This window comes from Lentzea xinjiangensis, from assembly GCF_900110955.1.
GTDB lineage: Bacteria > Actinomycetota > Actinomycetes > Mycobacteriales > Pseudonocardiaceae > Lentzea > Lentzea xinjiangensis.
In genome coordinates, this window is record NZ_FOFR01000004.1 from 9290 (window position 1) to 33360 (window position 24071).

29 protein-coding genes are annotated in these 24071 nt (G+C 70.4%); 13 read left to right on the top strand and 16 right to left on the bottom strand.

Features of this window, described 5'->3' with window-relative positions; translation table 11 throughout:
- A partial coding sequence (locus tag BMW88_RS41785; protein WP_177221058.1) for a DUF885 family protein occupies window positions 1-312 on the top strand: 312 nt, incomplete at its 5' end.
- On the top strand, window positions 312-1841 hold the full coding sequence (locus tag BMW88_RS11730; protein WP_089950714.1) for a DUF885 domain-containing protein: 1530 nt from the start codon (window positions 312-314) through the stop codon (window positions 1839-1841). The genes BMW88_RS41785 and BMW88_RS11730, both read left to right, overlap by 1 nt.
- Here BMW88_RS11730 and BMW88_RS11735 read toward each other — a convergent pair.
- On the bottom strand, window positions 1816-3237 hold the full coding sequence (locus BMW88_RS11735) for an amino acid permease (protein ID WP_089950715.1): 1422 nt from the start codon (window positions 3235-3237) through the stop codon (window positions 1816-1818). The two genes, BMW88_RS11730 and BMW88_RS11735, sit on opposite strands and share 26 nt — an antisense overlap.
- Window positions 3238-3347: 110 nt before the next feature.
- Window positions 3348-4316, bottom strand: coding sequence for a quinone oxidoreductase family protein (locus BMW88_RS11740; protein ID WP_089950716.1), 969 nt, complete (start codon window positions 4314-4316; stop codon window positions 3348-3350).
- A gap of 70 nt (window positions 4317-4386) precedes the next feature.
- On the opposite strand from BMW88_RS11740, the gene BMW88_RS11745 reads away from it, so the two are divergent.
- From BMW88_RS11745 to BMW88_RS11760, 4 genes are read left to right on the top strand one after another with little or no spacing between them, the layout of a single operon-like run.
- Window positions 4387-4599, top strand: coding sequence for a hypothetical protein (locus BMW88_RS11745; RefSeq protein ID WP_089951074.1), 213 nt, complete (start codon window positions 4387-4389; stop codon window positions 4597-4599).
- A complete protein-coding gene (locus tag BMW88_RS11750; protein WP_089950717.1) occupies window positions 4596-5039 on the top strand; it encodes a guanyl-specific ribonuclease in 444 nt (147 codons plus the stop codon). The genes BMW88_RS11745 and BMW88_RS11750 overlap by 4 nt, the downstream gene beginning before the upstream one ends.
- The gene (locus BMW88_RS11755; RefSeq protein WP_089950718.1) at window positions 5036-5299 is read left to right on the top strand and encodes a barstar family protein; all 264 of its coding nucleotides are present in this window, start codon (window positions 5036-5038) and stop codon (window positions 5297-5299) included. Before BMW88_RS11750 ends, BMW88_RS11755 begins: the two co-directional genes overlap by 4 nt.
- A 43-nt stretch (window positions 5300-5342) precedes the next feature.
- Complete coding sequence (locus tag BMW88_RS11760) at window positions 5343-5759, top strand: hypothetical protein (RefSeq protein WP_143116036.1); 417 nt, start codon at window positions 5343-5345, stop codon at window positions 5757-5759.
- A 3-nt stretch (window positions 5760-5762) separates the two neighbouring features.
- Here the strand turns inward: BMW88_RS11760 and BMW88_RS11765 are convergent, their stop codons facing one another.
- The 12 genes from BMW88_RS11765 to BMW88_RS11820 form a co-directional block, all read right to left on the bottom strand.
- Window positions 5763-6539, bottom strand: coding sequence for an enoyl-CoA hydratase-related protein (locus tag BMW88_RS11765; RefSeq protein ID WP_089950720.1), 777 nt, complete (start codon window positions 6537-6539; stop codon window positions 5763-5765).
- 195 nt (window positions 6540-6734) lie between these two features.
- Complete coding sequence (locus tag BMW88_RS11770) at window positions 6735-7349, bottom strand: hypothetical protein (protein ID WP_089950721.1); 615 nt, start codon at window positions 7347-7349, stop codon at window positions 6735-6737.
- A gap of 233 nt (window positions 7350-7582) precedes the next feature.
- On the bottom strand, window positions 7583-8089 hold the full coding sequence (locus tag BMW88_RS11775) for a hypothetical protein (RefSeq protein WP_143116037.1): 507 nt from the start codon (window positions 8087-8089) through the stop codon (window positions 7583-7585).
- A 74-nt stretch (window positions 8090-8163) separates the two neighbouring features.
- A complete protein-coding gene (locus BMW88_RS11780; RefSeq protein WP_089950723.1) occupies window positions 8164-8859 on the bottom strand; it encodes a sirohydrochlorin chelatase in 696 nt (231 codons plus the stop codon).
- Window positions 8856-9728, bottom strand: a complete 873-nt coding sequence (locus BMW88_RS11785) for an ABC transporter permease (protein ID WP_089950724.1) — start codon at window positions 9726-9728, stop codon at window positions 8856-8858. The genes BMW88_RS11780 and BMW88_RS11785 overlap by 4 nt, the downstream gene beginning before the upstream one ends.
- On the bottom strand, window positions 9712-10488 hold the full coding sequence (locus BMW88_RS11790; protein WP_089950725.1) for an ABC transporter ATP-binding protein: 777 nt from the start codon (window positions 10486-10488) through the stop codon (window positions 9712-9714). Before BMW88_RS11790 ends, BMW88_RS11785 begins: the two co-directional genes overlap by 17 nt.
- A gap of 19 nt (window positions 10489-10507) precedes the next feature.
- A complete protein-coding gene (locus BMW88_RS11795; protein WP_089950726.1) occupies window positions 10508-11557 on the bottom strand; it encodes an ABC transporter substrate-binding protein in 1050 nt (349 codons plus the stop codon).
- 14 nt (window positions 11558-11571) lie between these two features.
- The gene (locus BMW88_RS11800; protein WP_089950727.1) at window positions 11572-12918 is read right to left on the bottom strand and encodes a sulfate adenylyltransferase subunit 1; all 1347 of its coding nucleotides are present in this window, start codon (window positions 12916-12918) and stop codon (window positions 11572-11574) included.
- Window positions 12919-13818 carry a sulfate adenylyltransferase subunit CysD gene (gene cysD, locus BMW88_RS11805; RefSeq protein ID WP_177221059.1) on the bottom strand — a complete coding sequence of 300 codons (900 nt, stop codon included), beginning with the start codon at window positions 13816-13818 and terminating at the stop codon, window positions 12919-12921.
- Entirely contained in the window at window positions 13815-14510 is a 696-nt protein-coding gene (locus BMW88_RS11810; RefSeq protein WP_089950729.1) for a phosphoadenylyl-sulfate reductase, read from the bottom strand. The genes cysD and BMW88_RS11810 overlap by 4 nt, the downstream gene beginning before the upstream one ends.
- A complete protein-coding gene (locus BMW88_RS11815; RefSeq protein ID WP_030472080.1) occupies window positions 14507-14665 on the bottom strand; it encodes a hypothetical protein in 159 nt (52 codons plus the stop codon). The genes BMW88_RS11810 and BMW88_RS11815 overlap by 4 nt, the downstream gene beginning before the upstream one ends.
- A 36-nt stretch (window positions 14666-14701) precedes the next feature.
- Window positions 14702-16381: a nitrite/sulfite reductase gene (locus BMW88_RS11820; RefSeq protein WP_089950730.1), complete on the bottom strand. Its 1680-nt coding sequence runs from the start codon at window positions 16379-16381 to the stop codon at window positions 14702-14704.
- 369 nt (window positions 16382-16750) lie between these two features.
- On the opposite strand from BMW88_RS11820, the gene hemW reads away from it, so the two are divergent.
- Entirely contained in the window at window positions 16751-17959 is a 1209-nt protein-coding gene (gene hemW, locus BMW88_RS11825; RefSeq protein ID WP_089950731.1) for a radical SAM family heme chaperone HemW, read from the top strand.
- Between the two features lie 46 nt (window positions 17960-18005).
- Here hemW and BMW88_RS11830 read toward each other — a convergent pair whose 3' ends face one another.
- On the bottom strand, window positions 18006-18233 hold the full coding sequence (locus tag BMW88_RS11830; RefSeq protein WP_089950732.1) for a hypothetical protein: 228 nt from the start codon (window positions 18231-18233) through the stop codon (window positions 18006-18008).
- A gap of 127 nt (window positions 18234-18360) precedes the next feature.
- Here BMW88_RS11830 and hrcA point away from each other — a divergent pair, with 127 nt between their 5' ends.
- The 6 genes from hrcA to BMW88_RS11860 all read left to right on the top strand — a co-directional run bounded on the left by hrcA (window position 18361) and on the right by BMW88_RS11860 (window position 23283).
- Window positions 18361-19383, top strand: a complete 1023-nt coding sequence (gene hrcA / locus BMW88_RS11835; protein WP_089950733.1) for a heat-inducible transcriptional repressor HrcA — start codon at window positions 18361-18363, stop codon at window positions 19381-19383.
- A gap of 39 nt (window positions 19384-19422) precedes the next feature.
- Entirely contained in the window at window positions 19423-20571 is a 1149-nt protein-coding gene (gene dnaJ / locus BMW88_RS11840; protein WP_089950734.1) for a molecular chaperone DnaJ, read from the top strand.
- Window positions 20568-21299 carry a 16S rRNA (uracil(1498)-N(3))-methyltransferase gene (locus BMW88_RS11845; RefSeq protein ID WP_089950735.1) on the top strand — a complete coding sequence of 244 codons (732 nt, stop codon included), beginning with the start codon at window positions 20568-20570 and terminating at the stop codon, window positions 21297-21299. Before dnaJ ends, BMW88_RS11845 begins: the two co-directional genes overlap by 4 nt.
- Window positions 21300-21750: 451 nt before the next feature.
- Window positions 21751-22356 (top strand): alpha/beta hydrolase family protein, encoded by a 606-nt coding sequence (locus tag BMW88_RS11850; protein ID WP_342715052.1) that lies wholly within the window; start codon window positions 21751-21753, stop codon window positions 22354-22356.
- A gap of 10 nt (window positions 22357-22366) precedes the next feature.
- Window positions 22367-22957, top strand: a complete 591-nt coding sequence (locus BMW88_RS11855) for a TetR/AcrR family transcriptional regulator (RefSeq protein WP_089950737.1) — start codon at window positions 22367-22369, stop codon at window positions 22955-22957.
- A gap of 8 nt (window positions 22958-22965) precedes the next feature.
- The gene (locus BMW88_RS11860) at window positions 22966-23283 is read left to right on the top strand and encodes a histidine triad nucleotide-binding protein (RefSeq protein WP_089950738.1); all 318 of its coding nucleotides are present in this window, start codon (window positions 22966-22968) and stop codon (window positions 23281-23283) included.
- Here the strand turns inward: BMW88_RS11860 and BMW88_RS11865 are convergent.
- Complete coding sequence (locus BMW88_RS11865) at window positions 23280-24062, bottom strand: GNAT family N-acetyltransferase (RefSeq protein ID WP_177221061.1); 783 nt, start codon at window positions 24060-24062, stop codon at window positions 23280-23282. The two genes, BMW88_RS11860 and BMW88_RS11865, sit on opposite strands and share 4 nt — an antisense overlap.
- Between the last annotated feature and the right edge of the window lie 9 nt (window positions 24063-24071).

Genomic DNA, 24071 nt, shown 5'->3' on the forward strand with positions numbered 1-24071 from the left:
GTGGTCGACACGGGTCTGCACGCGTTCGGCTGGTCGCGGCAGCAGGCCGTGGACTACCTGCGCGAGAACACCGTGATGTCTGATTCGGAGATCAGCTCCGAGGTGGACAGGTACATCGAGTCGCCGGGGCAGGCCCTCGCGTACATGGTGGGACGCCTGGAGATCCAGCGCCTGCGCGCCGAGGCCGAGGCCGAGACGAGCATGGGCGACCGGTTCGACGTCAAGGGGTTCCATGACCTCGTGCTGCGCAACGGCGCGATGCCGTTGTCCACGCTCGGCAACCTCGTCGTCGCTTGGTCGGAAAGGGTCTGATGTCGCTCGCTGATGAGATGCTCCAGGCAGCCATGGACAGGAAGCCGTTCAGGGCGACGATGTACGGGCTGCCGGGCTGGGACGACCAGGTCGAGGACCTGAGCGTCGAGGGCGAGCAGGCCCTGCGGTCGCGGATCGCCGACATCCTGCGCCGTGCCGAGACCAGCGACGACGACCCGGTCACCCTCGCCGTGATCGAGCACCAGGGCCGGTCCATCGTCGACCGCATCGACGCGAGGCTCGTCGAGCACACCGTCGCGACCGGGATGAACGCCCCGGTGAACAGCCTGCTCCTGATCGCGTCGAAGCTCGACGTGTCCCAGCGCCTCGACCGGATCCCGCCCTACATCGACCAGGCAGGGGAGCGGATCCGCAACTCCGACCGCAAGCCGTTGCGCCGCCACCTCCACACCGGCATCCAGCGGACGGAGAGCTTCCTCGCCTCGCAGAGGCAGGAGTGGGAAGGCGACCACTCCACCGAGATCCGCACGGCCGTCGCCGGGTTCCGCGACGTGTTGGCGTCGGTCGAGGACGCCCGCGGCGACGACCAGCCGGGCCTGTGCTGGCTGCCGGAGGGCGAGCAGAACTACGCGAACCTGGTCCGCAACTACACGACGACCTCGCACACCCCCGAGGAGTTGCACCGGCTGGGGCTCGACCTGATCGCGTCGCTGCGCGAGGAGTACGCGGAGATCGGCTCACGGGTGTGGGGCACTTCGGACGTGCCGGAGATCTTCCGCCGGCTGCGCACCGAACTGTTGTGGGACAACGAGGAGCAGATGGTCTCCAGCGCGGTGGAGGCCATCGCGCGAGCCGAGGCCGAGGCACCGAACTGGTTCAGCCGCATGCCGAAGGTCGGCTGCGAGGTGCGGCCCGTCGCCGAGGAGGAACGGAAGACGGCACCGATCGCGTTCTACCTGCCGGCGCCGCAGGACGGCTCACGTCCCGGCACGTACTGGCTGAACCCCTTGGGCGCCACCGAACGCAGCCGCACGCTGTCCGAGGTGACGGCGTTCCACGAGGCGATCCCCGGCCACCACTACCAGCTCTCGATCGCGGCCGAGACCGACATGCACGACATCCGCCGGTTCGCGTTCATCGAGGCCTACCTGGAGGGCTGGGGTCTCTACACCGAACGGCTGGCCGACGAGATGGGCCTGTACTCGTCCGACGAGCAACGGCTCGGGATGCTGGGCACCGACGCGATGCGCGCCGGTCGGCTCGTGGTCGACACGGGCCTGCACGCGCTCGGCTGGACGCGGCAGCAGGCCGTCGACTACCTGCGCGAGAACACCGTCATGCCGGAACCCGAGATCAACGCCGAGATCGACAGGTACATCGAGACGCCGGGGCAGGCCCTCGCGTACATGGTGGGGCGCCTGGAGATCCAGCGCCTGCGCGCCGAGGCCGAGGCGAGGATGGGCGACCGGTTCGACATCCGGGCCTTCCACGACCTGGTGGTGGGGAGCGGCGCGGTGCCGCTCTCCACCCTCGACCGGATCGTCACCGCTTGGACTGCTTCTCCATGACGGAGTGGCGCTTGGAGTACGCGAAGTAGATGACGAGGCCGATCGCGAACCAGACGCCGAACCGCAGCCAGGTCTCCGGCGTGAGGAACGTGATCAGCCAGAGCGAGAAGATCACGCCGATGATCGGCACCACCGGCATGCCCGGCGTCTTGAACGTGCGCGGCAGGTCCGGCTGCTTGTAGCGCAGCACGATCACGGCGATGCAGACGACGACGAACGCCAGCAGGATGCCGATGTTGGTGAGCTCGGCGGCCTCGGCGATCGGCAGGAACCCGGCGATGACCGCGGAGGCGACACCCAGCACCCAGGTGATGCGCGACGGGACGTGCTTCACCGGGTGCGTCTTCGCGAACCACCGGGGGAGCAGCCCGTCACGGCTCATGGAGTAGCCGACGCGGGCCGCGCCCAGCAGGAACGTGAAGAGCACCGTCGTGATGCCGAGGATCGCGCCGACGCTGATGACGATGCCCAGCGCGGGCAGGCCGATGTCGGCGAACGCCGTGGCGAACGCGGACTCCGAGTCGACGTCGGAGTAGTTCACCATGCCGGTGAGCACCAGGCAGGCCAGCACGTACAGGACCATCGAGATCGCCAGCGAGTAGATGATCGCCCTGGGCATGTGCCGCTGGGAGTCCTTCGACTCCTCGGCCGCCGTCGACATGGCGTCGTAGCCGAACACCGCGAAGAACACCGTCGCCGCGCCCGTGAGCGCACCCGAGACGCCGAACGGGAAGAACGGGTTGTAGTTGCCGGTGTCGATGTGGAACGCGCCGATGACGATGACCAGCGCCACGACCGCGATCTTCAGGTACACCAGCGTCGTCTCGAAGCGGGCCGCGTTCTTCATGCCCATGTTCAGCACGTACGCGATCAGCAGGCACAGCACCACCGCGAACAGGTTCACCTTGTACGTGCCGGCGGCGACGTCACCGGTCTCGGTGCCCGGCGCGCCCAGCATCCACTGCGGCAGGTGGACGTTCAGCAGGCTCAGCAGCTCGGTGAAGTAGCCGGAGATGCCGATGGCGACCACCGCCACGATCGCGGTGTACTCGAGCAGCAGGTCCCAGCCGATGAACCAGCCGACGATCTCGCCGAGCACCGCGTAGCCGTAGGTGTAGGCGCTGCCCGCCTTGGGGATCAGGCCCGCGAACTCCGCGTAGGAGAACGCGGCCGCCGCGCTCGCGATGCCGGCCACGAGGAACGAGATCAGCACGGCGGGGCCGGCCGTCTTGTTCGCGACGGCGCCCGCGAGCGAGAAGATGCCCGCGCCGATGATGCCGCCGATGCCGATCGCCGTGAGCTGCCACAGGCCCAGTGTTCTGGTGAGCCCGTCGCTCCTGTCCTCCGCGATCTGGTCGATGGGCTTGCGCCGGAAGACGCCCTGCGCCGTGCTCATGCTTCAGCTCCCTCGATGAAGTGGGTCCGGCTGAACCTATGCGCGTCAAATGTGACGCGCTTTGGCCGGACCCACCAATCAGGAGACCGATCTTTGGCACATCGTGCTGTTTACGAGCGGGTGAAGACGATCTTGCCGGCCGTCTCGCCGTCGAGCATCGCCCGGAACCCCTGCTCGGCGTCCTCGAACGCGAGCTCCGCGCCGATCTGCGGCTTGAGCCCGCTGAGGGCGCAGAACCGGAGCAGGTCGCCCAGCTCCTCACGGGTGCCCATGGTCGAGCCGACCACGCGCAGCTGCAGGAAGAACAGCCGCTGCAGCTCGGCCGCCGACGCGTCACCGGACGTCGCGCCGGAGATCACCACGATGCCGCCGGGCTTGAGCGCCTTCATCGAGTGCGACCAGGTGGCCTTGCCGACGGTCTCGAACACCGCGTCGACCCGTTCGGGCAGCCGGGCGCCCGACTCGAACACCTCGTGCGCACCGAGCGCCGTGGCGAGAGCGCGCTTGTCCTCGGAACGGCCGGTGACCCACACGCGGAAACCGGCGGCGCGGCCGAGCTGGATCAGCGCCGTCGACACACCGCCCGACGCGCCCTGCACGAGCATCGTCTGACCGGGGCGCAGGCCGGACTTCACGAACAGCATCCGGTACGCGGTCAGCCAGGCCGTGCCCATGCAGGCGGCCTCGGCGAAGGTCAGGTCCGCCGGCTTGGGCAGCGCGTTGCGGGCGGGGACGACGACGTGGTCCGCGAACGTGCCCTGGTGCTTCTCGGTGAGCAGCGTGCGCTTCGGGTCGAGCGTCTCGTCGCCGGCCCAGTCCGGGTCGCCGATGACGGAGTGCAGCACCACCTCGGTGCCGTCGTCGAGGGTGCCGGCGCCGTCGCAGCCCAGGATCATCGGGAACTGCTCGGCCTTGATGCCGACCCCGCGCAACGTCCACAGGTCGTGCATGTTGAGGCTGGCCGCCTTGACCGCGACCCGCACCCACCCGGCGGGGACCTCGGGGTCGGGGCGCTCGCCGACGCGGAGCGAGGCCAGCGGGTTCTCGGGACTGGGTTCTGCTGCGTAAACGGCGAACATGGTTCGCAACGTACCCGGCGTGCGCCTGGCCGAATGCCGTGACACCGGTCACGAGACTAGGGTGGGGCAGGTGGAGTGGCTGGTGCAGTGGTGGGACGGGGTCGAGCTGTGGGTGGTGCAGCTGCCCGTCGCCGTGCAGTTCCCCGTCGTGATGGCCGTGGTGCTACCGCTCTGCCTGGGGGTGGCGCGGCTGATCGACCGCGTGGCCGACTGGGGCGCGAAGAACCCGGCGTCGGCTCCTGAGTCCGAACCCGAGCCCGAGCCCGAGAAGGTCGCTGCGTGAGTCCTGGTCGTCGCCTGACCGTCGCACTGGTCGGGCTGCTCGCCCTCGTCGTCATCGGGTGGTTCGTCAAGGACAGCACGTCCGGCGCGCCCCCCGGGATCACGAAGCCGTTGGTCACCGAGTCCGCGTCGGCGGTGCCCGGCGCCGCGTCGGGGCTGACCGTCGAGGCGTTGTCGAAGCTGCCCGCCGAGGCCGGCCGGACGTGGGAGCTGATCGAGGCCAACGGCCCGTTCCCGTACCCGCGCAACGACGGCGTGACGTTCCAGAACCGCGAGAAGCGGCTGCCCGTCAAGAACTCCGGGTACTACAAGGAGTACACCGTGCCGACGCCCGGCAGTCAGGACCGGGGGGCGCGCCGGCTCGTCACCGGGTCGGAAAGAGAAGTCTTCTACACCGGTGACCACTATTCGACGTTCGTGGTCGTGGACGTGACGAAGTGAAACGGCACATTCTCGTTTCAGAGAAGAAGGCCGCCATCGCGGCCATTGCGCAGGCCCTGGACTTCCCCGACTGGTTCGGGCAGAACCTGGACGCCCTGCACGACAGCCTGAGCGACCTCTCGTGGTTGCCCGAGGGCGAGTACGTGCTGGTCGTGCCCGCCGACCTGGACGCCTCCGTCGCCGAGGTGCTGCGGGACGCCGCGAAGCGGACCGCTGGATCAGGTGACCGCACATTGCGCGTGATTCGCGCAGAACGGTGACGTGCACTGCGCCTTCGCGGTCCGGAGTGGACAGTTCTGCTCCATGGGAACGCAATTCCGCCGGGTGCGCTGTGCATTCGGCGTCGTGCTGGTCGTCGGGGCGCTCTGCCCGGCCGTGTCGTTCGCCGGTGATTCCGGCTGCTCGCAGGAGAAGGCCTTCACGCCGTTCGACACCGCCGACGGCGACAACCCGGTGACGATGCAGAACAGCCGGGTGATCGAGCTGCGCGCGTCGAACGAGTCGAAGTGCGCGTGGGGCCGCATCTCCCACGGCACGCCCGGCGAGGAGATCTGGACGGACCGCAAGGACCCCTCGGCGGGCGAGCACGAGGGGTTCCTCGGGTACACGCGCATCGACTCGGGCACCGCGAAGTACACCGACGCGTTCAAGAACGACGGCAAGGTGATGCGCGCCTGCGGGTCCTCGCAGGGCGTGATCGAGTGCAGCGGCTGGTTCTAGCCCTCAGTCCCCGGCCGGGACCCACGACGGCCTGCGCTTCTCCTTGAACGCCGCGATGCCCTCCTGGCCCTCCGGTCCGCCGAAGTGCCGGGCCGACAGCTCCAGCATGTCCGCGAAGACCTCGCCGAGGTTCGCGGAGCGCTCCTGTCGCAGCATCTCCTTGGTGGCGGCCAGCGCGCCGGGCGCGCCCAGGGCGAGCATGTCCGCGTAGCGGCGGACCTCGGCGTCGACGCCGTCGACGGGCACGGCGGAGTTGAGCAGGCCGATCTCGACGGCGCGCCGCGCGTCGAAGGTCTCGCCGGTGAGGAACAGCTCGTGCGCCTGGCGGGGCAGCAGGCGCGGCAGCACGGTCACCGAGATGACCGCGGGCACGACGCCGATCCGCACCTCGCTGAACGCGAACGTCGCCTCGTTCGCGGCGATCGCGATGTCGCAGGCCGCGACGATGCCGACGCCGCCCGCGCGTGCCGGGCCCTTCAGCGCGGCCACGACCGGCTTCGGGCTGGTCCACAGCTGTTCGAGGATCGCGGGGAACTCGTTGACGCCCTGGTTCCCCGCGCTCGCGCCGGCGGCCTCCTTGAGGTCCATGCCGGAGCAGAACACGGTGCCCGTGTGGGTCAGCACGACCACCCGCACCTGGTCGTCACCCGCCGCCGCCGTCAGGTGCTCGCGCAGCTCCCGGCGCAGCTGCGCGGACAGGGCGTTGCGGTTGTGGGGGGAGTCCAGCGTGATCGTCGCGATGCCACGCCGCACCTCGTAATGGACCAGCTCGTCTGCCATGCGCCGACCTTAGCCGGACCCCGCGTCGACGCAGCCGGTGTACCTGGCGCTGACCGACGGGATCGCGGACTGGGCCGCGCAGCACGAGTGGCCGAACCGCGTCGTGCGCAGGTCTCGCTGGAAGACCTGCGCACGACGCTCGCCACGATGACCGCTGCTACCTCCTGATGCCCGGCAGGGGGTGGGGCACCGGAGTCAGCCGATGGTCGTGGTCGTCAGGACGGGGCTGGGGTCCGGGTAGCCCTTCGCCGCGGCGTTGACCGGGAAGCCGAGCACGGCGACGACGGCGGTGAAGGTGAGGCCGGGCGCGTCGTAGCCGGTGCCGCCCAGCTTCGTGGTGATCGTGCCGGAGGCGCCGGCCTGGAGGCCGATCGTGACGGTCGGCAGCTCGAAGGCCGCGCCGCCCTTGATCGGACCGGGCACGTTCAGCACGACGTCGCTGCCCTGCAGGGCGATCGTCGGCGTGCCACCGAGCCCGGAGCCGCCGGACAGGCTCGCGGAGCGGAACGTCGAGTTGGCGGGCACCGGCAGCCTGAGCGCGAGACCCTTGATCTCCCGCACCTGTCGGCCGCCCGCCTCGGACGGAATCGTGTTGGGGGCGGGGTCGATGGTGACGGCGACGGTGCCGTTCGGCGCGACACCCGCCGGCGCGGCGGCGTCGACGCCCTGGTCGAGCGTGAAGTCCGTCGTCTGCCCGACGGCGCTCGCGCGGAGCTTGTACGTGACGGTCTGCGGTGCCGCGGCTGACGCGGTGGTGGCGAACACCAGCACCGGCACCAGTGCGGCTGCGGTGATTGCGGCTAGCTTCATGGCCTCTCCCCGTTGGGTGGACGAGGGACATCTCCAGCGCGCGGCGTAGTCATGTGACTACTCATGAGTAGGTTTCACGTCAACGGTTCGCGTCGCACATCGCCTGAACGGCGCACCGGGGTGGCAGCGGTTGGGGTCAAATGTGCTAGGCTGTTGTCATAGCCTCCGCCACTAGGTGGAGGAAGTGAGCCCAGGTGCGCTTCCGGACGGTTGCTGCCTGGGCTTCGCGCTGTTCAGGGCTCGATGCGGGTCACGACAGGTCCGATTCGGCGCCTCCAGTCGCCGCCAGCGCCTGAACACCACGCGACGGCGTCACTCACCCAGAGTGCCGGTTCGGCGGACGACTGGATGTGTTCGTAGACGATGCCCGCATCGCGTGCCTTCGTGCGGGCGAGCACCCCGCGGTCGCGTCCGTTGCTCGCATGATCGCGCGAGTCGAGGACGAGTCTGCTCACCCCACGCTCGATCGCCTCCACCACCAGCCGTTCCAGCAGGACGGCTCTCGCGCGATCGCCCTTCTCACTGCTCGACAGCACGATGACCTCAAGGCCGCGCTCGACGATGCGCGACACGATGTACTTGCGGCGGCTGTCCTTCTCGGATTTGAAGTGCACTCGCCGCTCGCCCGGCAGAAGAAGGCCGCGCATCAGCGACCGGGTCGAGTGCAGTGCGGCGGGAGCGACGAGCGTCGCGGCGAGCAGGTGGCCGCCGCGTTCGGTCTCGTCGACGAACATATGCATCCAAACAGGATCCCAGGCAGAAACGGCAATTCCTGTTCGGGTGACGGTGAAGGAGGCGATCGGCCGGTGAAGGCCTAGGCGGCCACCGACTGCCGGGCCAGCGCCTCGTCGTACCGGTCCAGCACGAGCTGCGCGACCTCGACGTCGTCACCCAGCGGCCGCGCCACGACGGCGTCTCCCGCCAGCGAGGCGACCTTGTCCGGCAGCAGGCCGGGTGCCAGGAACCAGGACGCGACGGCGATCCGGGTGGCCCCGCGGGCCTTCAGCCGCTCGATCGCCTCGGGCACGGACGGCGAGGCGATCGAGGCGAACGCCGCCTCGGCACCGGCCCAGCCCGACTCCCGGCTCCAGCGCCGCGCGACCTCCGCCACGGCCTCGTTCGCCGGGCCGTGCGACGACCCGGCGCCGGCCAGCACCACGCCCAGGGACCGGTCTCCGAACGACACCCCGGCCTCGGAAAGCCTGCGCAGCGCGGCGGACTCAAGCCGCGGGTCCGGGCCCAGCACGTCGGAGACGATCGCGGGTACCCGCGTCTCGGCGACGGCGGCCGGCACGTCGACCCGTGCGTGAAAAGCCCTGCCCAGCAACAAGGGTACGACGACCGATGGGCCGCGCAGGACGTCGCTCAGCCGGGGCGCGCAGAGGTCCAGGAAGCAGCCGCGGACGTCCAGTTCGGGGCGCAGGGAGCGCACCACGTCCAGCAACGCGTGCACCGACGCGGCCGAGCGGGGGTCGCGGCTGCCGTGCGCGACGGCGACGAGGGAGGTCACAGCGCTCCCGTCAGTCCGCGGGCGCGCAGCACGGCGCGCTCCAGCGGGCGGAACAGCAGCAGCTCGATCCCGATGCCCACCAGCAGGATCAGGAAGATCGCCGCGATCACCATGTTGATGTCGTTGAGCGACGAGCCGTTGTGCAGGTACTGGCCCAGGCCGGTGCCGAGCTGGGGCGAGGTCGCGATGATCTCCGCGGCCATCAGCGACCGCCAGGAGAACGCCCAGCCCTGCTTCAGGCCGGCGAGGTAGCCGGGCAGGGCGGCGGGCAGCAGGATGTGCCGCGCGGACGCCAGCCGGCCGGCGCCCAGCGCCCGTCCGACGCGGGGCAGCAGCGGCGGGATCTGGTCGATGCCCGCCACCAGGCCGTTGGCGATGGACGGCACGGACCCCATCAGCACGACGAAGTAGATCGTCGACGGCGTCACGCCGAACCACAGGATCGCCGCCGGGACCCACGCCACCGACGGAAGCGACTGCAGGCCGGTCAGCAGCGACCCGATCGCCGCGCGGACCACCCGCACCTTGGCGATCAGCAACCCGAGCGGCGTCGCGATCAGCACCGCCGCGATGAACCCGAACACCGCGCGGTGCAACGAGGTCCACAGGATGCCGAACGCCTCGCCGGAGCCGACCGACCGCACGAGCTCGTCCCACACGTCCACCGGTGCGGGTAGCTGGAACTCCGGCAGGACCGCCGACGCCCACAATGCCTGCCACACGCCCAGCAGCACTGCGAACGCGATGATCGGTGGCACGCCGGTCTTCAGGAAACGGCGCCACAACGGTGGTCGGTGCGCCTCGATCGGCACGTCGAGGGCGTCGAGGCCGGCGCCGACCTTGTCGAGCGTGTCAGGAGGCGTGGCCACTGATGACCTCTCGCAGCTCGGTGTTGATCTCGTCGAGGACCTCGTCGGAGGAGTCCGTGACGTCCCACTCGCGCACGACGCGGCCGGGACGCGAGGACAGCAGCACGACGCGCTGACCCAGGCGCACGGCCTCGCGCACGTCGTGCGTCACGAAGATGATCGCGGTGTTCGTGGTCTCCCACACCCGCACGAGCTCGCTCTGCAGCACGTCACGCGTGATCGCGTCGAGGGCCGCGAACGGTTCGTCCATCAGCAGCAGGGCGGGAGCGCCGTCGGCCGAGACGGTGGTCGACGCCAGCGCGCGGGCCAGAGCCACGCGCTGGCGCATACCGCCGGAGAGCTCGTGCGGCCGCTTGTCCGCGACGTCGCCGAGCCGCACCAGTTCCAGCAGCTCCAGCGCACGGCGCTTGCGCGCGGGACGGCCGACGCCGGCGAAGCGCAGCGCCAGCTCCACGTTGCGCTGGGCGGTGAGCCACGGCATGAGCGCGGGCTCCTGGAACATCACGGCCGGGCGCGACGTGGTGAGCCGCAGCTCACCGGACGTCGCGCCGTCGAGGCCGGCGACGATGTTCAGCAGCGTGCTCTTGCCGCAGCCGGACGCCCCGAGCAGGCAGACGAACTCACCCGGCTCGACCTTGAGGTCGACGCCGTCGAGCGCCACCACGGCCGAGCTGCCGTGGCCGAACACCTTGCGGACGCCGGTCAGTTCGACGGCGACATCCACAGTGGACTGAGCAGTGGTCTCGAGCGTGGCGGTCATGTCCGTGTCCCCTCGGAGGTTACTTCTGGTCCAGTCCGGCTGCTTGCACCTGCGGCTTGCCCTGTGCCTGGAGAACCTTGTTCAGCAGCGTGAAGTCGGCGTACCCGGCGACGTCAGCGGCCTCCTTGGCCACGCCCGCCGTCACGGCGTCCTTCGCGAGCTGCGGGAAGTGCTTGGCCTGCGCGTCGGTGGTCAGCTCGATGTTGTCCCAGGCGGCGTCGAGGATCTTGTCGCCGAGCTTCTTGGACGTGAGCTTCTCCAGCGCGGCGTTGACCGTCTTCTTCGCGTCGCCGGAGTTCGCCTTGGCCCAGTCGATGGCCGCGACGTGGCCCTTGAGCACGGCCTCGACCGTCTCCGGGTGCTCCTGGAGGAACTTCGTCCGCACGATGATCACCGTGGTCGGGAAGCTGCCGCCCTCCCACAGCGTCTTCTCGTCCAGCAGCACCTTGCCGCCCGCCTCGGCGACGATGCGCGCCGACCACGGCTGCGGCGACCACGTGGCGGCGATGTCGCCCTTCTTGAACAGGTCGAGCGACGCGGCGTTCTCCACGTTGGTGACGGTGACCTGGCCGGTGAGGCCCTTCTCCGCCAGGTACTTCTTCAGCGCGACGTCCTGGGTGTTGCCGAGCTGCGGCGTCGCGATGGTCTTGCCCTTGAGGTCCTCGATCGAGCTGATCTCGGGCTTGGTCACGAGCTGCGCACCCCCGGACGTGGCCCCGGCGATCAGCCGCACGGTCTCGCCCTTGGACTTCGAGTACGCGTTGATGGCGGGCCCGGAACCGATGTAGCCGATGTCGAGTGACTCGCCCAGCAGCGCGTTGACCTCGTCGGGGCCGGCGTTGAACGTCTGGGTGGTGAGCTTGGTGCCGCCGAGCTCGGACTTGAACAGCTCCTTCTCGACACCGATCAGCGCGGCGGCGTGCGTGACGTTCGGGAAGTAGCCGAGGCGGACTTCGGCGGCGGCGCCCTTCGACTGGGCGGCGGGTGTCTCCGCGGTCCCGGCGCGGCTGCACCCGGACAGTGCGGTCAGTGCGATCAGTGCGGCGGCGATGGCGGGCTTGAGGTTCACGGGGCGGTGGCCTTTCAGGGACCGGGGGAGACGAGGGCGTGGTTGTCCGGGGTGGCGTTCTCGCCACCCCCGCTACAGCTCTCCACGCCGTTCTCCAGCAACGGCAGCGGAGCCCCGACCAGCCCGGCGGCGAGCGTGGAACCATCGCTCGCGTCGATCACCAGGAAGGACCCGGTGCGCCGGCTGAAGCTGTAGTCGTCCAGCGGAACGGGCTCTGCCAGGCGCAGAGCCACTCGGCCGATCTCGTTGAGCTCCAACGAGCTCGGAATGTCCACACTGGACAGTTTCTGCTCGTCGAAGCGGTCGCACAGCTCGGTGACCACCGCCTGCACGGTGCGCGTGCCGTGCTTGACGAGCACCCTGGCGCCGGTGCGGAGGGGCTTCTCCGCGAGCCAGCAGAGCGTGGCGTCGAGCTCGTCGGTGACCTTGGGTTCGTTGCCCGCCACCGAGATCAGGTCGCCGCGCGAGATGTCGATGTCGTCGGCCAGCAGCAGCGTCACGGACTGGCCGGCCGCCGCCTCCGCCAGTTCGCCGTCCGCCGTGTCGATCTTCGTGACCGTCGAGCGGCGGCCCGACGGCAGCACCACGACCTCGTCGCCCGGCTTCACCGTGCCCGCCGCGACCAGACCGGCATAGCCCCGGTAGTCGAGGTGCTCCGCGGTGCGCGGCCGGATGACGTACTGCACGGGGAACCGGAACGGCGCGTCATGCGGGTCCGGCTCGACCGGCACGTTCTCCAGGTGCTCCAGCAGGGTCGGGCCGGAGTACCACGGCGTGTTCGCGGACTTGTCCACGACGTTGTCACCGGCGAGCGCCGAGACCGGGATCTCCACGACCGCGTCCTCGGTGTAGCCGAGCGCGGTGGCGTGCGCGGTGAACTCCTTGGCGATGCGGGAGAACGTCACCTCGTCGTAGTCCACGAGGTCGATCTTGTTGACCGCCAGCACAAGCCGCGGCACGCCCAGCAGCGCGAGAACCGCGGCGTGGCGGCGGGTCTGCTCGATGACGCCCTTGCGCGCGTCGACCAGCAGCACGGCGAGCTGCGCCGTCGAGGCGCCCGTGACCGTGTTGCGGGTGTACTGCACGTGGCCGGGGGTGTCCGCGAGCACGAACGACCGCTTGGGGGTGGCGAAGTAGCGGTACGCCACGTCGATCGTGATGCCCTGCTCGCGCTCCGAGCGCAGGCCGTCGACCAGCAGCGACAGGTCCGGTGTCGCGAGGCCGCGGTCGGCGCTCGCGCGGTGCACGGCGTCGAGCGTGTCCGCCAGCACCGACTTGGTGTCGTAGAGCAGCCTGCCGACGAGCGTGGACTTGCCGTCGTCCACGCTGCCCGCGGTGGCCAACCTCAACAGGTCGCTCATTTAGAAGTAGCCCTCCCGCTTGCGGTCTTCCATGGCGGCCTCGGACAGCCTGTCGTCGGCCCGCGTGGCGCCGCGCTCGGTCAGCCGGGACGCGGCGACCTCGGCGATCACCGCGTGGATGTCGGCGGCGTCGGACTCGACGGCACCCGTGCAGGAGCCGTCGCCGACCGTGCGGTAGCGAACCGTCTTGCGCTGCAACGTCTCCCCGGCGCGCGCCGTGCCCCACGGCCCCTCGGCGAGCCACATGCCGTCGCGCAGGAACACCTCGCGCTCGTGCGCGTAGTAGATGTCCGGCAGCTCGATGCCCTCGCGCTCGATGTAGTGCCAGACGTCGAGCTCGGTCCAGTTCGACAGCGGGAACACGCGGACGTGCTCACCGGCGCGGTGCCGGCCGTTGTAGAGGTTCCACAGCTCGGGGCGCTGGCGCTTCGGGTCCCACTGGCCGAACGCCGTGCGCAGGCTGAAGATCCGCTCCTTGGCGCGGGCGCGCTCCTCGTCGCGGCGGCCGCCGCCGAAGACCGCGTCGAACCTGTGCTGCGTGATGGAGTCCAGCAGCGGCACGGTCTGCAACGGGTTGCGCGTGCCGTCCGGGCGTTCCTCCAGGCGGCCGTCGTCGATCCAGTCCTGGACCTTCGCGACCTCCAGGCGCAGGCCGTGCCGCGCGACGACGCGGTCGCGGAACTCGATGACCTCGTCGAAGTTGTGCCCGGTGTCGACGTGCAGCAGCGGGAACGGCACGGGCGCCGGGTAGAACGCCTTGATCGCGAGGTGCAGCAGCAGCGTCGAGTCCTTGCCGCCGGAGAAGAGGATCACCGGCCGGTCGAACTCGCCCGCGACCTCGCGGAAGATGTGGATCGCCTCGGATTCCAGGCGTCCCAGGGTGTCCAGTGCGAGAGTCATCCGTGCAACCCGCATTCCGTCTTGGCCTGGCCTGCCCACCGGCCGCTGCGGGCGTCCTGCCCCGGCAACGGCTTCGCGGTGCACGGCAGGCACCCGATCGAGGGGTACCCCTCCTGCACCAACAGGTTTTCGAGGATGCCCTTCTCGCGGATGTAGGCGTTGAACTCGTCGTCGGTCCACGGCGCGATCGGGTTGATCTTCACCAGGCCGTTGCGGTCGTCCCACTGCACGATCGGGGTGTTCGCCCTGGTCGGCGCGTCCACGCGGCGCACGCCGGTGACCCAGGCGTCGTACTTCGCGAGCTCGCGGCGCAGCGGCACGACCTTGCGCAGGTTGCAGCACTTGGCCGGATCCGACTGGTACAGCAGGCCGAACTCGCGCTCCTGGTCCTCCACCGACTGCTCGGCGGCGGCGTTGACGATGCGCACCTCCGGGTAGACGACCCCGACGGCGTCGCGCACGCCGATGGTCTCCGGGAAGTGGTAGCCCGTCTCCAGGAACAGCACGTCGAAGTCCGGCTTCACCTTCGCGGCGAGGTCGATCAGCACCGCGTCCTGCATGTTGGAGGCGACGATGTAGCTGTCGCCGAACGTCCGCGCGGTCCACTCCAGGGCCTCGATCGCCGTGGCGTCCCCCAGCTCCCGCTCGGCCGCCTCGGCGACGATCTTGAGGTCTTCCTTGAGGTCGCTCACTTCTTCACCTCCTGCGGCAGGTTGAGCCCGACGAACGAGACCTTGAAGACGCGGCGGCACCCGGTGCACAGCCACGCGTAGCTCGGTTCCTCCTGCGGCCGGAGGTCCTCGTCACCGCAGTAGGGGCAGTAGAAGGGCGTCGCTCTTTCACTCATCGCGGCCTCCGCTGAGAGACGTACGTCGGCTGGCGCTCATCGCAGCGAACCCTCTTCCGCACGGGCGACCCACTGGGCGAAGCGCTCGTCGGTCTCGCGCTGGGCGACGAAGTTGCGCACCACGCGCTCGACGTACTCGGGCAGCTCGTCCGCGGTCACCTTGTGGCCGCGCAGCTTCCGGCCGAAGCCCGCGTCGAGGCCCAGGCCGCCGCCGAGGTGCACCTGGAAGCCCTCGACCTGGTTGCCCTGGTCGTCGGTGACGATCTGGCCCTTCAGCCCGATGTCCGCGGTCTGGATGCGGGCGCAGGAGTTGGGGCAGCCGTTGATGTGCACGGTGATCGGCGCCGTGACGCCGTCGACGATGTCCTTGAGGTTCGCCTCGAGCTGCGTGACGAGGTCGAGCGCACGGGCCTTGGTCTCGACGATCGCGAGCTTGCAGAACTCGATGCCGGTGCAGGCCATGATCCCCCGCCGCCACGGCGACGGGTCGACCTGCAGGCCGAGCTTCGCGAGGTCGCTCTTGAGCGCCGGAACCTCGGCCTCGGCGACGTCGAGCACGATGATCTTCTGCTGCGGCGTGAACCGGACGCGCCGCGACCCCGCCCGTTCGGCGGCCTTCGCCACCTCGACGAGGATCGAGCCGGACACGCGGCCCGCGACCGGCGCGGCGCCGACGTAGTGCAGGCCGTCCTTCTGCTTGTGCACGCCGATGTGGTCGAGCTGCTGGTCGAGGACCTCCGGCGCGGGCCCGTCGATCATCTTGCGCTTGAGGTACTCGTCCTCCACGACCTGCCGGAACTTCTCCGGGCCCCAGTCGGCGACGAGGAACTTGATGCGCGCGCGGTGGCGCAGGCGCCGGTAGCCGTAGTCGCGGAAGACGCTGATGACCGCCTCCCACACGTCGGGCACCTCGTCGAGCGGCACCCAGGCGCCCAGCCGCTTGCCCAGCATGGGGTTCGTGGACAGGCCGCCGCCGACCCAGAGGTCGAAGCCGGGCCCGTGCTCGGGGTGGTGCACGCCGACGAACGCGACGTCGTGGATCTCGTGCGCGACGTCCTGCAGGCCGGAGATCGCGGTCTTGAACTTGCGCGGCAGGTTGGAGAACCGCGGGTCGCCGATGTAGCGCTCGAGGATCGTGTCGATCGCCGGTTGGCCGTCGACGACCTCGTCCTCGGAGATGCCCGCGACCGGGGAGCCGAGGATGACGCGGGGGCTGTCGCCGCACGCCTCCATCGTCGTCAGGCCGACGGCTTCGAGCCGCTGCCAGATCGTGGGCACGTCCTCGATCCGGATCCAGTGGTACTGGATGTTCTGCCGGTCGGTGATGTCGGCGGTGTCGCGGGCGTAGGTCTGCGAGATCTCGCCGAGGACCTTGAGCTGGTGCGTCGTCAGCGCACCGCCGTCGCTGCGGACGCGCATCATGAAGTACTCGTCGTCCAGCTCCTCCGGCTCCAGCGTGGCCGTGCGGCCGCCGTCGATGCCGGGCTTGCGCTGCGTGTAGAGGCCGTACCAGCGGAACCGGCCACGCAGGTCGGCCGGGTCGATCGAGTCGAAACCGCCGTGGGCGTAGATGTTCTCGATGCGGGCGCGGACGTTGAGCGGGTTGTCGTCCTTCTTGCTCCGCTCGTTGGGGTTCAGCGGCTCTCGGTACCCGAGCGCCCACTGCCCCTCGCCGCGACGCTGCTTGGCGCGCGGTGACGTCTGCGGCGGGACCATCGCCATCCTCCGGGGATTCGAGGCGCTCGGTGCGCGTGCGAGCCCGGAGGTGCTTGTGGTGGGGGCGTCGTCAGCGCGCCGGGCGCCGACGGGAACAAATCAGCGCGCGGTCAGGCCGAACGACGGCACATCGCGCTGGAGACACGACGGAAGTCGACGTGGCGGCGGGCCACGAGGCGGACTCCAGTCGAAGGCATGGCCTCAGTGTGCCTCGCGTCCAGAGCATGGTCCACCGCCAACCGCATGCTGGGATCTCCGAGGAGAAGTTGACATCGCGGACCGGTTTCACTCAGTGATAACTCTGTCACCGACAGATACTTCCCTCGGCTGAACACCGCCATTCGGGCCGGGTAGGGAACACTGGGAGTCATGCCCTCCGCTCTGCCCGAAGGCGAGCCCGCGCCCGCCGACGGTTCCCTCCCCGCGTCCGCTCTGGCCGGTGTCGGCTCCCGCCCCTTCGGCGTCTACGTGCACGTGCCGTTCTGCGCGACCCGCTGCGGTTACTGCGACTTCAACACCTACACGCCCGGCGAGCTGGGGTCGTCCGCGTCGCCTGCCTCGTGGCTGGAGGGCCTGCGCCGCGAGCTCGACCTCGCCGCCGCGGTGCTCGGGACTCCGGTGCAGGCCGAAACGGTGTTCGTGGGGGGAGGCACCCCGTCGCTGCTCGGTGCCTCCGGCCTGACCGACGTGCTGGACGCGGTCCGCCAGTCGTTCGGCCTCGCCCCCGGCGCCGAGGTGACGACGGAGTCGAACCCGGAGTCGACGTCCGTCGAGTTCTTCGAGGGCATCCGGTCCGCCGGCTACACCCGCGTGTCCCTCGGCATGCAGTCCACGGCACGGCACGTGCTGGCCGTGCTGGACCGCAGGCACACGCCGGGCCGCCCCGTCGACGCGGCGCGTGAGGCCCGCAAGGTCGGGTTCGGCCACGTGAACCTCGACCTGATCTACGGCACGCCGGGGGAGCGGCCCGCCGACCTGGCCGCGTCGCTGGAGGCCGTGCTGGAGGCCGGCGTCGACCACGTGTCCGCCTACGCGCTGATCGTGGAGGACGGCACCGGGCTGGCGCGGCGGATCCGCCGCGGTGACCTGCCGATGCCGGACGACGACGTGCTGGCGTCGTCGTACGAGATGGTCGACTCGGTGCTCGGCGGCGCCGGGTTCTCCTGGTACGAGGTGTCGAACTGGGCCACGTCCGAAGCCGCCCGCTGCCGGCACAACGTCCTGTACTGGAAGGGCGCCGACTGGTGGGGCTTCGGGCCCGGCGCGCACAGCCACGTCGGCGGCGTGCGGTTCTGGAACGTGAAGCACCCCGCGAGGTACTCGTCGGTCCTCGCCGAGGGCAGGTCGCCCGCGGCGGGTCGCGAGGTGCTGTCGGAGGAGGACCGGCGGGTGGAGCGGGTGCTGCTGGAGCTCCGGCTCGCCGAGGGACTGCCGATGGACGTGCTCGACGACGCCGGGCGTGCCGAGGCCCGGTCCGCGATGGCGGACGGCCTGCTCGAACCGCTCGCCGACCGGTGCGTGCTGACCGCCCGCGGCCGGCTGCTCGCCGACGCCGTGGTCCGGCGGCTGCTGCCCTGAATCGGCGTGCCCTGAATCGGCGTGCCCTGAATCGGCGTGCCTTGGGTCAGCGTGCGCGCAGGTCGTGCTGGCTGCGCACCTCGACGACCTCCCGACCGTCCCTGAGGTAGGTCACCTCGCCCCACCACAGCCCGTCCTCCCGGCGGGTCCCTTCCCACCTCACCGCGCCCTTCCACCACTCGCCGCCGCTGTGCACCAGGCACGCCCTGCCCGGCGTCGGCGGCGGCTCGCCGTCCCGCACCACCGACAGGTGCCTGCGCCCGTCCTCCGCCACGGTCCGGACCCTAGCGAGCACCACCGACAAAAACCTGGAGCCCGGATCGCGCACGACTCCGGAGCTGGCACCAGGCAGGAATCGGCCTGGGTAAACTCGGGAACAGTGGACACGGAGGTGAACAGCGATGAACGCCGATGAACGTCGGTTCGAGGTGCTGCGCGCCATCGTCGCCGACTACGTGTCCAACCAGGAGCCCGTCGGGTCGAAGGCCCTGGTGGAACGGCACAACCTGGGTGTGTCGAGCGCGACCGTGCGCAACGACATGGCCGCGCTGGAGGACGAGGGCTACATCGCCCAGCCGCACACGTCCGCGGGGCGGGTGCCGACGGACAAGGGCTACCGGCTCTTCGTCGACAAGCTGAGCGAGGTCAAGCCGCTCTCCCCGGCGGAGAAGCGGGCCATCCGCAGCTTCCTCGACGGGGCGCTCGACCTGGACGACGTGATGCGCCGCAGCGTGCGGCTGCTCGCGCAGCTCACCAGGCAGGTCGCGGTGATCCAGGTGCCGACCCTGTCCCGCGCCGCCGTGCGGCACCTGGAGGTGCTGCCGATCACGCCGTCGCGGCTGATGCTGGTGCTGATCACCGACACCGGCCGCGTCGACCAGCGGATCGTCGAGCTGGGCGACGTGATCAGCGAGGAGCACACGGCGCAGCTGCGCGGCGTGCTGAACCAGGCGATGGCGGGCCAGCGCCTCGCCGAGGCCTCCGCCAAGGTGGCCGAACTGCCGGACGAGGTCCCGTCGAACCTGCGCGACCCGATGCTGAGGGTCGCCACGGTGCTGATCGAGACGCTGGTCGAGCACCCGGAGGAACGGCTGGTGCTCGGCGGCACCGCGAACCTCACCCGCAACATCACCGACTTCCCCGGCTCGCTGCGACAGGTGCTGGAGGCGCTCGAGGAACAGGTCGTCGTGCTCAAGCTCCTCGCCGCCTCCCGCGACCCCGGTCGCGTGCTGGTGCGCATCGGCGAGGAGAACGAGGCTGCTGAGATGCGCAGCACTTCCGTGGTGTCCATCGGGTACGGCAGCCGCGACAATCCGCTCGGCGGCCTCGGCGTCGTCGGACCGACCCGCATGGACTACCCCGGGACCATGGCGGCCGTGCGCGCGGTCGCCAACTACGTCGGTGAGATCCTGACCGGTCGTTGAACCAGGAACTTTGCTGAAATGAAAACGAAAGCGAATCAGGTGGCCAGGGATTACTACGGCATCCTCGGTGTTTCGCAGAACGCGACACAGGATGAGATCAAGCGCGCCTATCGCAAGCTCGCGAGGCAGCTGCACCCGGACGTCAATCCCAACGAGGAGGCCCGCTTCAAGGAGGTCACGGCCGCCTACGAGGTGTTGTCGAACCCCGAGAAGCGCCGCATCGTCGACCTGGGTGGCGACCCGCTCGACTCGGGCGGCGGCGGTCGCGCGGGCGGCGACCCGTTCGCGGGCTTCGGTCTCGGCGACATCATGGACGCCTTCTTCGGCGCCACGTCCGGCAGCGGCCGCGGTCCGCGCAGCCGGGTGCAGCCCGGTTCCGACGCGCTCATCCGGCTCGAGATGACGCTGGAGGAGTGCGCGGCGGGCGCCACCCGCGAGCTGACCGTCGACACGGCGATCCTCTGCGACCGCTGCCACGGCGCCGGCACCCAGAACAACTCCAAGCCGGTCCAGTGCGACACCTGCCACGGGCGCGGTGAGGTCCAGTCGGTGCAGCGCTCGTTCCTCGGCCAGGTCGTGACGTCGCGGCCCTGCCCGGTGTGCCGCGGCTTCGGTGAGATCATCCCCGACCCGTGCCAGCAGTGCGCGGGCGACGGCCGCACGCGGTCGCGCCGCACCATCTCGGTGAACATCCCCGCCGGCGTCGCCGAGGGCATGCGCGTGCGCCTCGCGGGCCAGGGCGAGGTCGGCCCCGGCGGCGGCCCGGCCGGCGACCTCTACGTCGAGGTGGAGGAGCAGCCGCACGAGATCTTCGAACGCGACGGCGCCGACCTGCACTGCGTCGTGCAGATCCCGATGACGACGGCCGCGCTCGGCGCGACCCTGCCGCTGAAGACCCTGGACGGCGAGGAAGAGCTGCAGATCGACCCCGGCACGCAGCCGAACACGCAGCTCGTCCTGACCGGCCGCGGCATGCCGAAGCTGCGCTCCACCGGCCGCATCGACGGCCGCGGCGACCTGCACGTGCACCTCGAGGTCGTCGTGCCGACCAAGCTCGACGCCGCGCAGACCGCGTTGCTGCGCGACCTGGCCGAGATGCGCGGCGAGAACGAGCCCTCGCTCTCGCACAACGGCAAGGGCGGCGGCGGGTTGTTCTCGCGGCTGCGTGCTTCCCGCGGCCACCGGTGACCCTGCCGGTCTTCCTCGTCCCGGCGCTCCCGCCGGGCGAGGAGTTCGTGCTGGACGGACCGGAAGGCCGGCACGCCGCGACGGTCAAGCGCCTGCGCGTGGGCGAGGAACTGGTGCTGGCCGACGGGTCCGGGGTGCTGGCGCGTTGCCGCGTGGTCGCGGTCGAGCGCGACGCGCTGTCGCTGCGCGTGCTCGACCGCGCGGAGGAGCCCGCGCCGACACCGCGCGTCGTCCTGGCCCAGGCGCTTGTGAAGGGCGACCGCGGCGAGCTCGCCGTCGAACTGGCCACCGAGGCCGGCGTGGACGGCGTGCTGCCGTGGCGCGCCGCCCGGTGCGTGGCGAAGTGGGAGGACGGCCCGCGCGGCGCGAAAGCGCTGGGTCGTTGGCGGTCCACGGTGCGTGAGGCGGCGAAGCAGGCACGGCGTTCGAGAGTGCCTTTCGTCGACGAGCCCGTGTCGACCAAACAGCTCGCTCATCGCGTGTCGTCGTCGGCGCTCACGCTCGTGTTGCACGAGAGCGCGACCGAGCGTCTCGCCGATGTCGAGCTGCCTTCCGAAGGAGATGTGCTGCTCGTCGTAGGTCCCGAAGGGGGAATTTCCCCCGAGGAACTCGATGTTCTGCGATCTTCGGGCGCACGGGTTGTCCGATTGGGCCCAACCGTTCTCCGTGCGTCCACCGCAGCCGCGGTTGCACTCGGCGCCATTGGGGTACTCACTGCCCGGTGGTGACCCCGCTGACTTCGAAGATGAACATCGGATGGATTGGCTTGACGCAAGTTGTAGCGAATCGCAGGCGGATGGGGTTACCCTGGTTTGCAGAGGGGCCGATTGGTCTATCCGGAAGCGGAGCAGACGATTAAGCCCTTCTGACCACAAGGACTCGCCGGACACCTCCCCCCTCGGTCCGGCGTCGGCGCCTCGCGGCGAAGCGACCCCCAGGCTTCGGACCGCGAGGCGCCTTCTTTTGGGTTGGGCCCCTTCGGTTTTCCGGCGCCGAGCCCCGAAACCCACCCCGGCGCCCTGCCGTCCGGCCTTCGAGGCCGGTGAGCCCTTGCTGATTCGGCCGGCGCGGTTCCGTTCCTTCTTGACATGACGGGCGGCCTTTTGGTGCGTCCCGTACTTTTTGGGGGTGCAGCGGATTGCTTACGGTGACCACCCCAGTCAGTTCGGTGAGCTATATGTGCCCGAAGGGGCGACTCAGGGTGCTGTTGTCGTCATTCACGGTGGTTTTTGGCATCAGCGTTATGGGCTGGAGCTCGGCCGGCCGCTGGCGGACGTTCTCGTGGCGGACGGGTTCGTCGTCTGGAACGTGGAATACCGGCGCGTCGGCGGCGGTGGAGGATGGCCGCAGACCGGGGAAGACGTGCTCGCCGCCATCGAGGCCGTCGACATCGGGCCCGTCGTGACGCTCGGCCACAGCGCCGGAGGACATCTTGCCGTGTGGGCGGCCAAGCACAGCCCCCGAGTGGTGGGGGCCGTGGCGCAGGCGGCGGTCCTCGACTTCTCCCGGCACATCACCGCCAGGGCGTTGGAGCTGTGCTCGGAGGAGCAGTTCGCGGAGGCCTCACCGGCCGCCCTGGTGCCCATCGGCAAGCCGGTGGTGTGCGTGCACGGCGACCGCGACGAGGACGTTCCCGTGGCGCAGTCCGCCGAGTTCTGCGCGGCCGAGCCGCAGGCCGAGCTCGTCGTGGTCGAGGGCGCCGGGCACATGGACCTCATCACGCCCGGCACCGCGGCGTGGGAGCGGTGCCGCGCGGCGGTCGGCAGGCTGGCGCGCGGCTGCTAGAAAGGGGCCCGTGCCGAAGGTTGTCGACCACGAGCGACGCCGCCGCGAGCTCGCCGAGGCGGTCTGGCGCATTGTGCGGCGCGACGGCATCGACCACGCGTCGGTGCGCGCCGTCGCGGCCGAGTCCGGGTGGTCGAGCGGGTCGCTGCGCCACTACTTCCCCACGCAGGACGCGTTGCTGGGCTTCGCGATGGAGCTCGCGTACCGGCGGTTCCTCGCGCGGCTGGCGAAGATCGACACCTCGGCCGGCAACCGGGAGCTGGTGAGGGCCCTCGCGCACGAGCTGCTGGCGCTGGACGACGAACGCCGGGTCGAGGCGGCGGTGTTGCTGTCGTTCCTGCCGAGGGCGCTGGTCGAGCCGTCGTTGCACGAGCTGGAGCGCCGCGGCACGCGTGAGCTGTACAGCGGGATCGAGCGCGTGCTCGTCGCCGCCGGGGAAGCCGGTGAGCTGCGGGAGGGCGTGGTCCCGGCGAAGGCGGCGCGGCGGCTCGTCGCGCTGGTCGACGGGCTCAACATCCACCACGGGCTCGGGCCGGACGAGCTGACGGCCAGCGACCTGGTCGAGGCCGTCGACGAGCAGCTCGACGCCATCTTCGCTTAGCTGGGGGCATGTCCTGCTTGTTCTGCCGGATCGCCGGCGGTGAGGTTCCCGCGACGATCGTGCACGAGACCGAGACGACGCTCGCCTTCCGCGACATCCAGCCCAAGGCACCGGTGCACGTGCTGCTGATCCCGCGCGAGCACGTGCCGGACGCCGTCGACCTCGGCGGCGACCGGCTCGGCGACCTCTTCGCCGCCGCGAAGGAGGTCGCCGAGGCGGAAGGCGTCGCGGAGAGCGGCTACCGGCTGCTGTTCAACACCGGACCGGACAGCGGGCAGGAGGTCTTCCACGCCCACCTGCACCTGCTGGGCGGCCGGCGCCTCTAGCCCAGGGCCTGCAGCAGGGGAGCGCGGTAGCGGGCGCGGTCACCGGGCAGCTCCTCGGCGCCCCTGACCATCCAGGTGGCCTCGCCCCACGACTCCAGCCCGTGCGCGCGGACGAACGCGATCACCCCGGGGTCGTGCACGTCGACGCGCACGCTGGGGACGCCGGCCGCGCAGTCGGCGATGAGCGCGCACGCGTCGGCCTCGGTGTCCGCGATGACCGGGCCGATGAGCATCCGCTGCTCGCGGACCTGCCACGTGCCGGCGACACCGCGCCCGGAGATGCGGATGCCGCCCATCGCGAGCAACGACTCCCACAGGTACGGCCGGGTGATGCCGGTGACCTTGGTGTCCAGGGCGACGACGTCATCGAGGTCGGCCGCCGTCGCGAGGCGCGACGCACCCGCCGGCGGCCCCGTGAAGGTGCCCGTGTGGATGTCGGTGAAGCCGACGGCGTGGAAGCCCAGCTGCTCGTACAGCGGCCGCCCCATGTCCGTCGCGAACAACGTCGAGACACCCGAGTCCAGCACGTGCGACACCAGGCGCCGGGCGTGACCGCGGCGCGCGGCGCGGTCCGCGACCAGCACCATGCTGATCGACGCGAGCTCCGGGTAGCGGGTCGAGATCGTCGTGCCGACGAGGCCCTGCTCGTCGAACAGCCCCCAGCCCTCGCCGTGCGCGAGCAGGAACTCCCACTTCTTCTCCTCGCGCGCCCACGACCGGCTTTCCGCCAGGTCGGAGCACGCGGGGATGTCGTCCAGCCCGAGCCGTCGCAGTTCCACCGCAGTCCC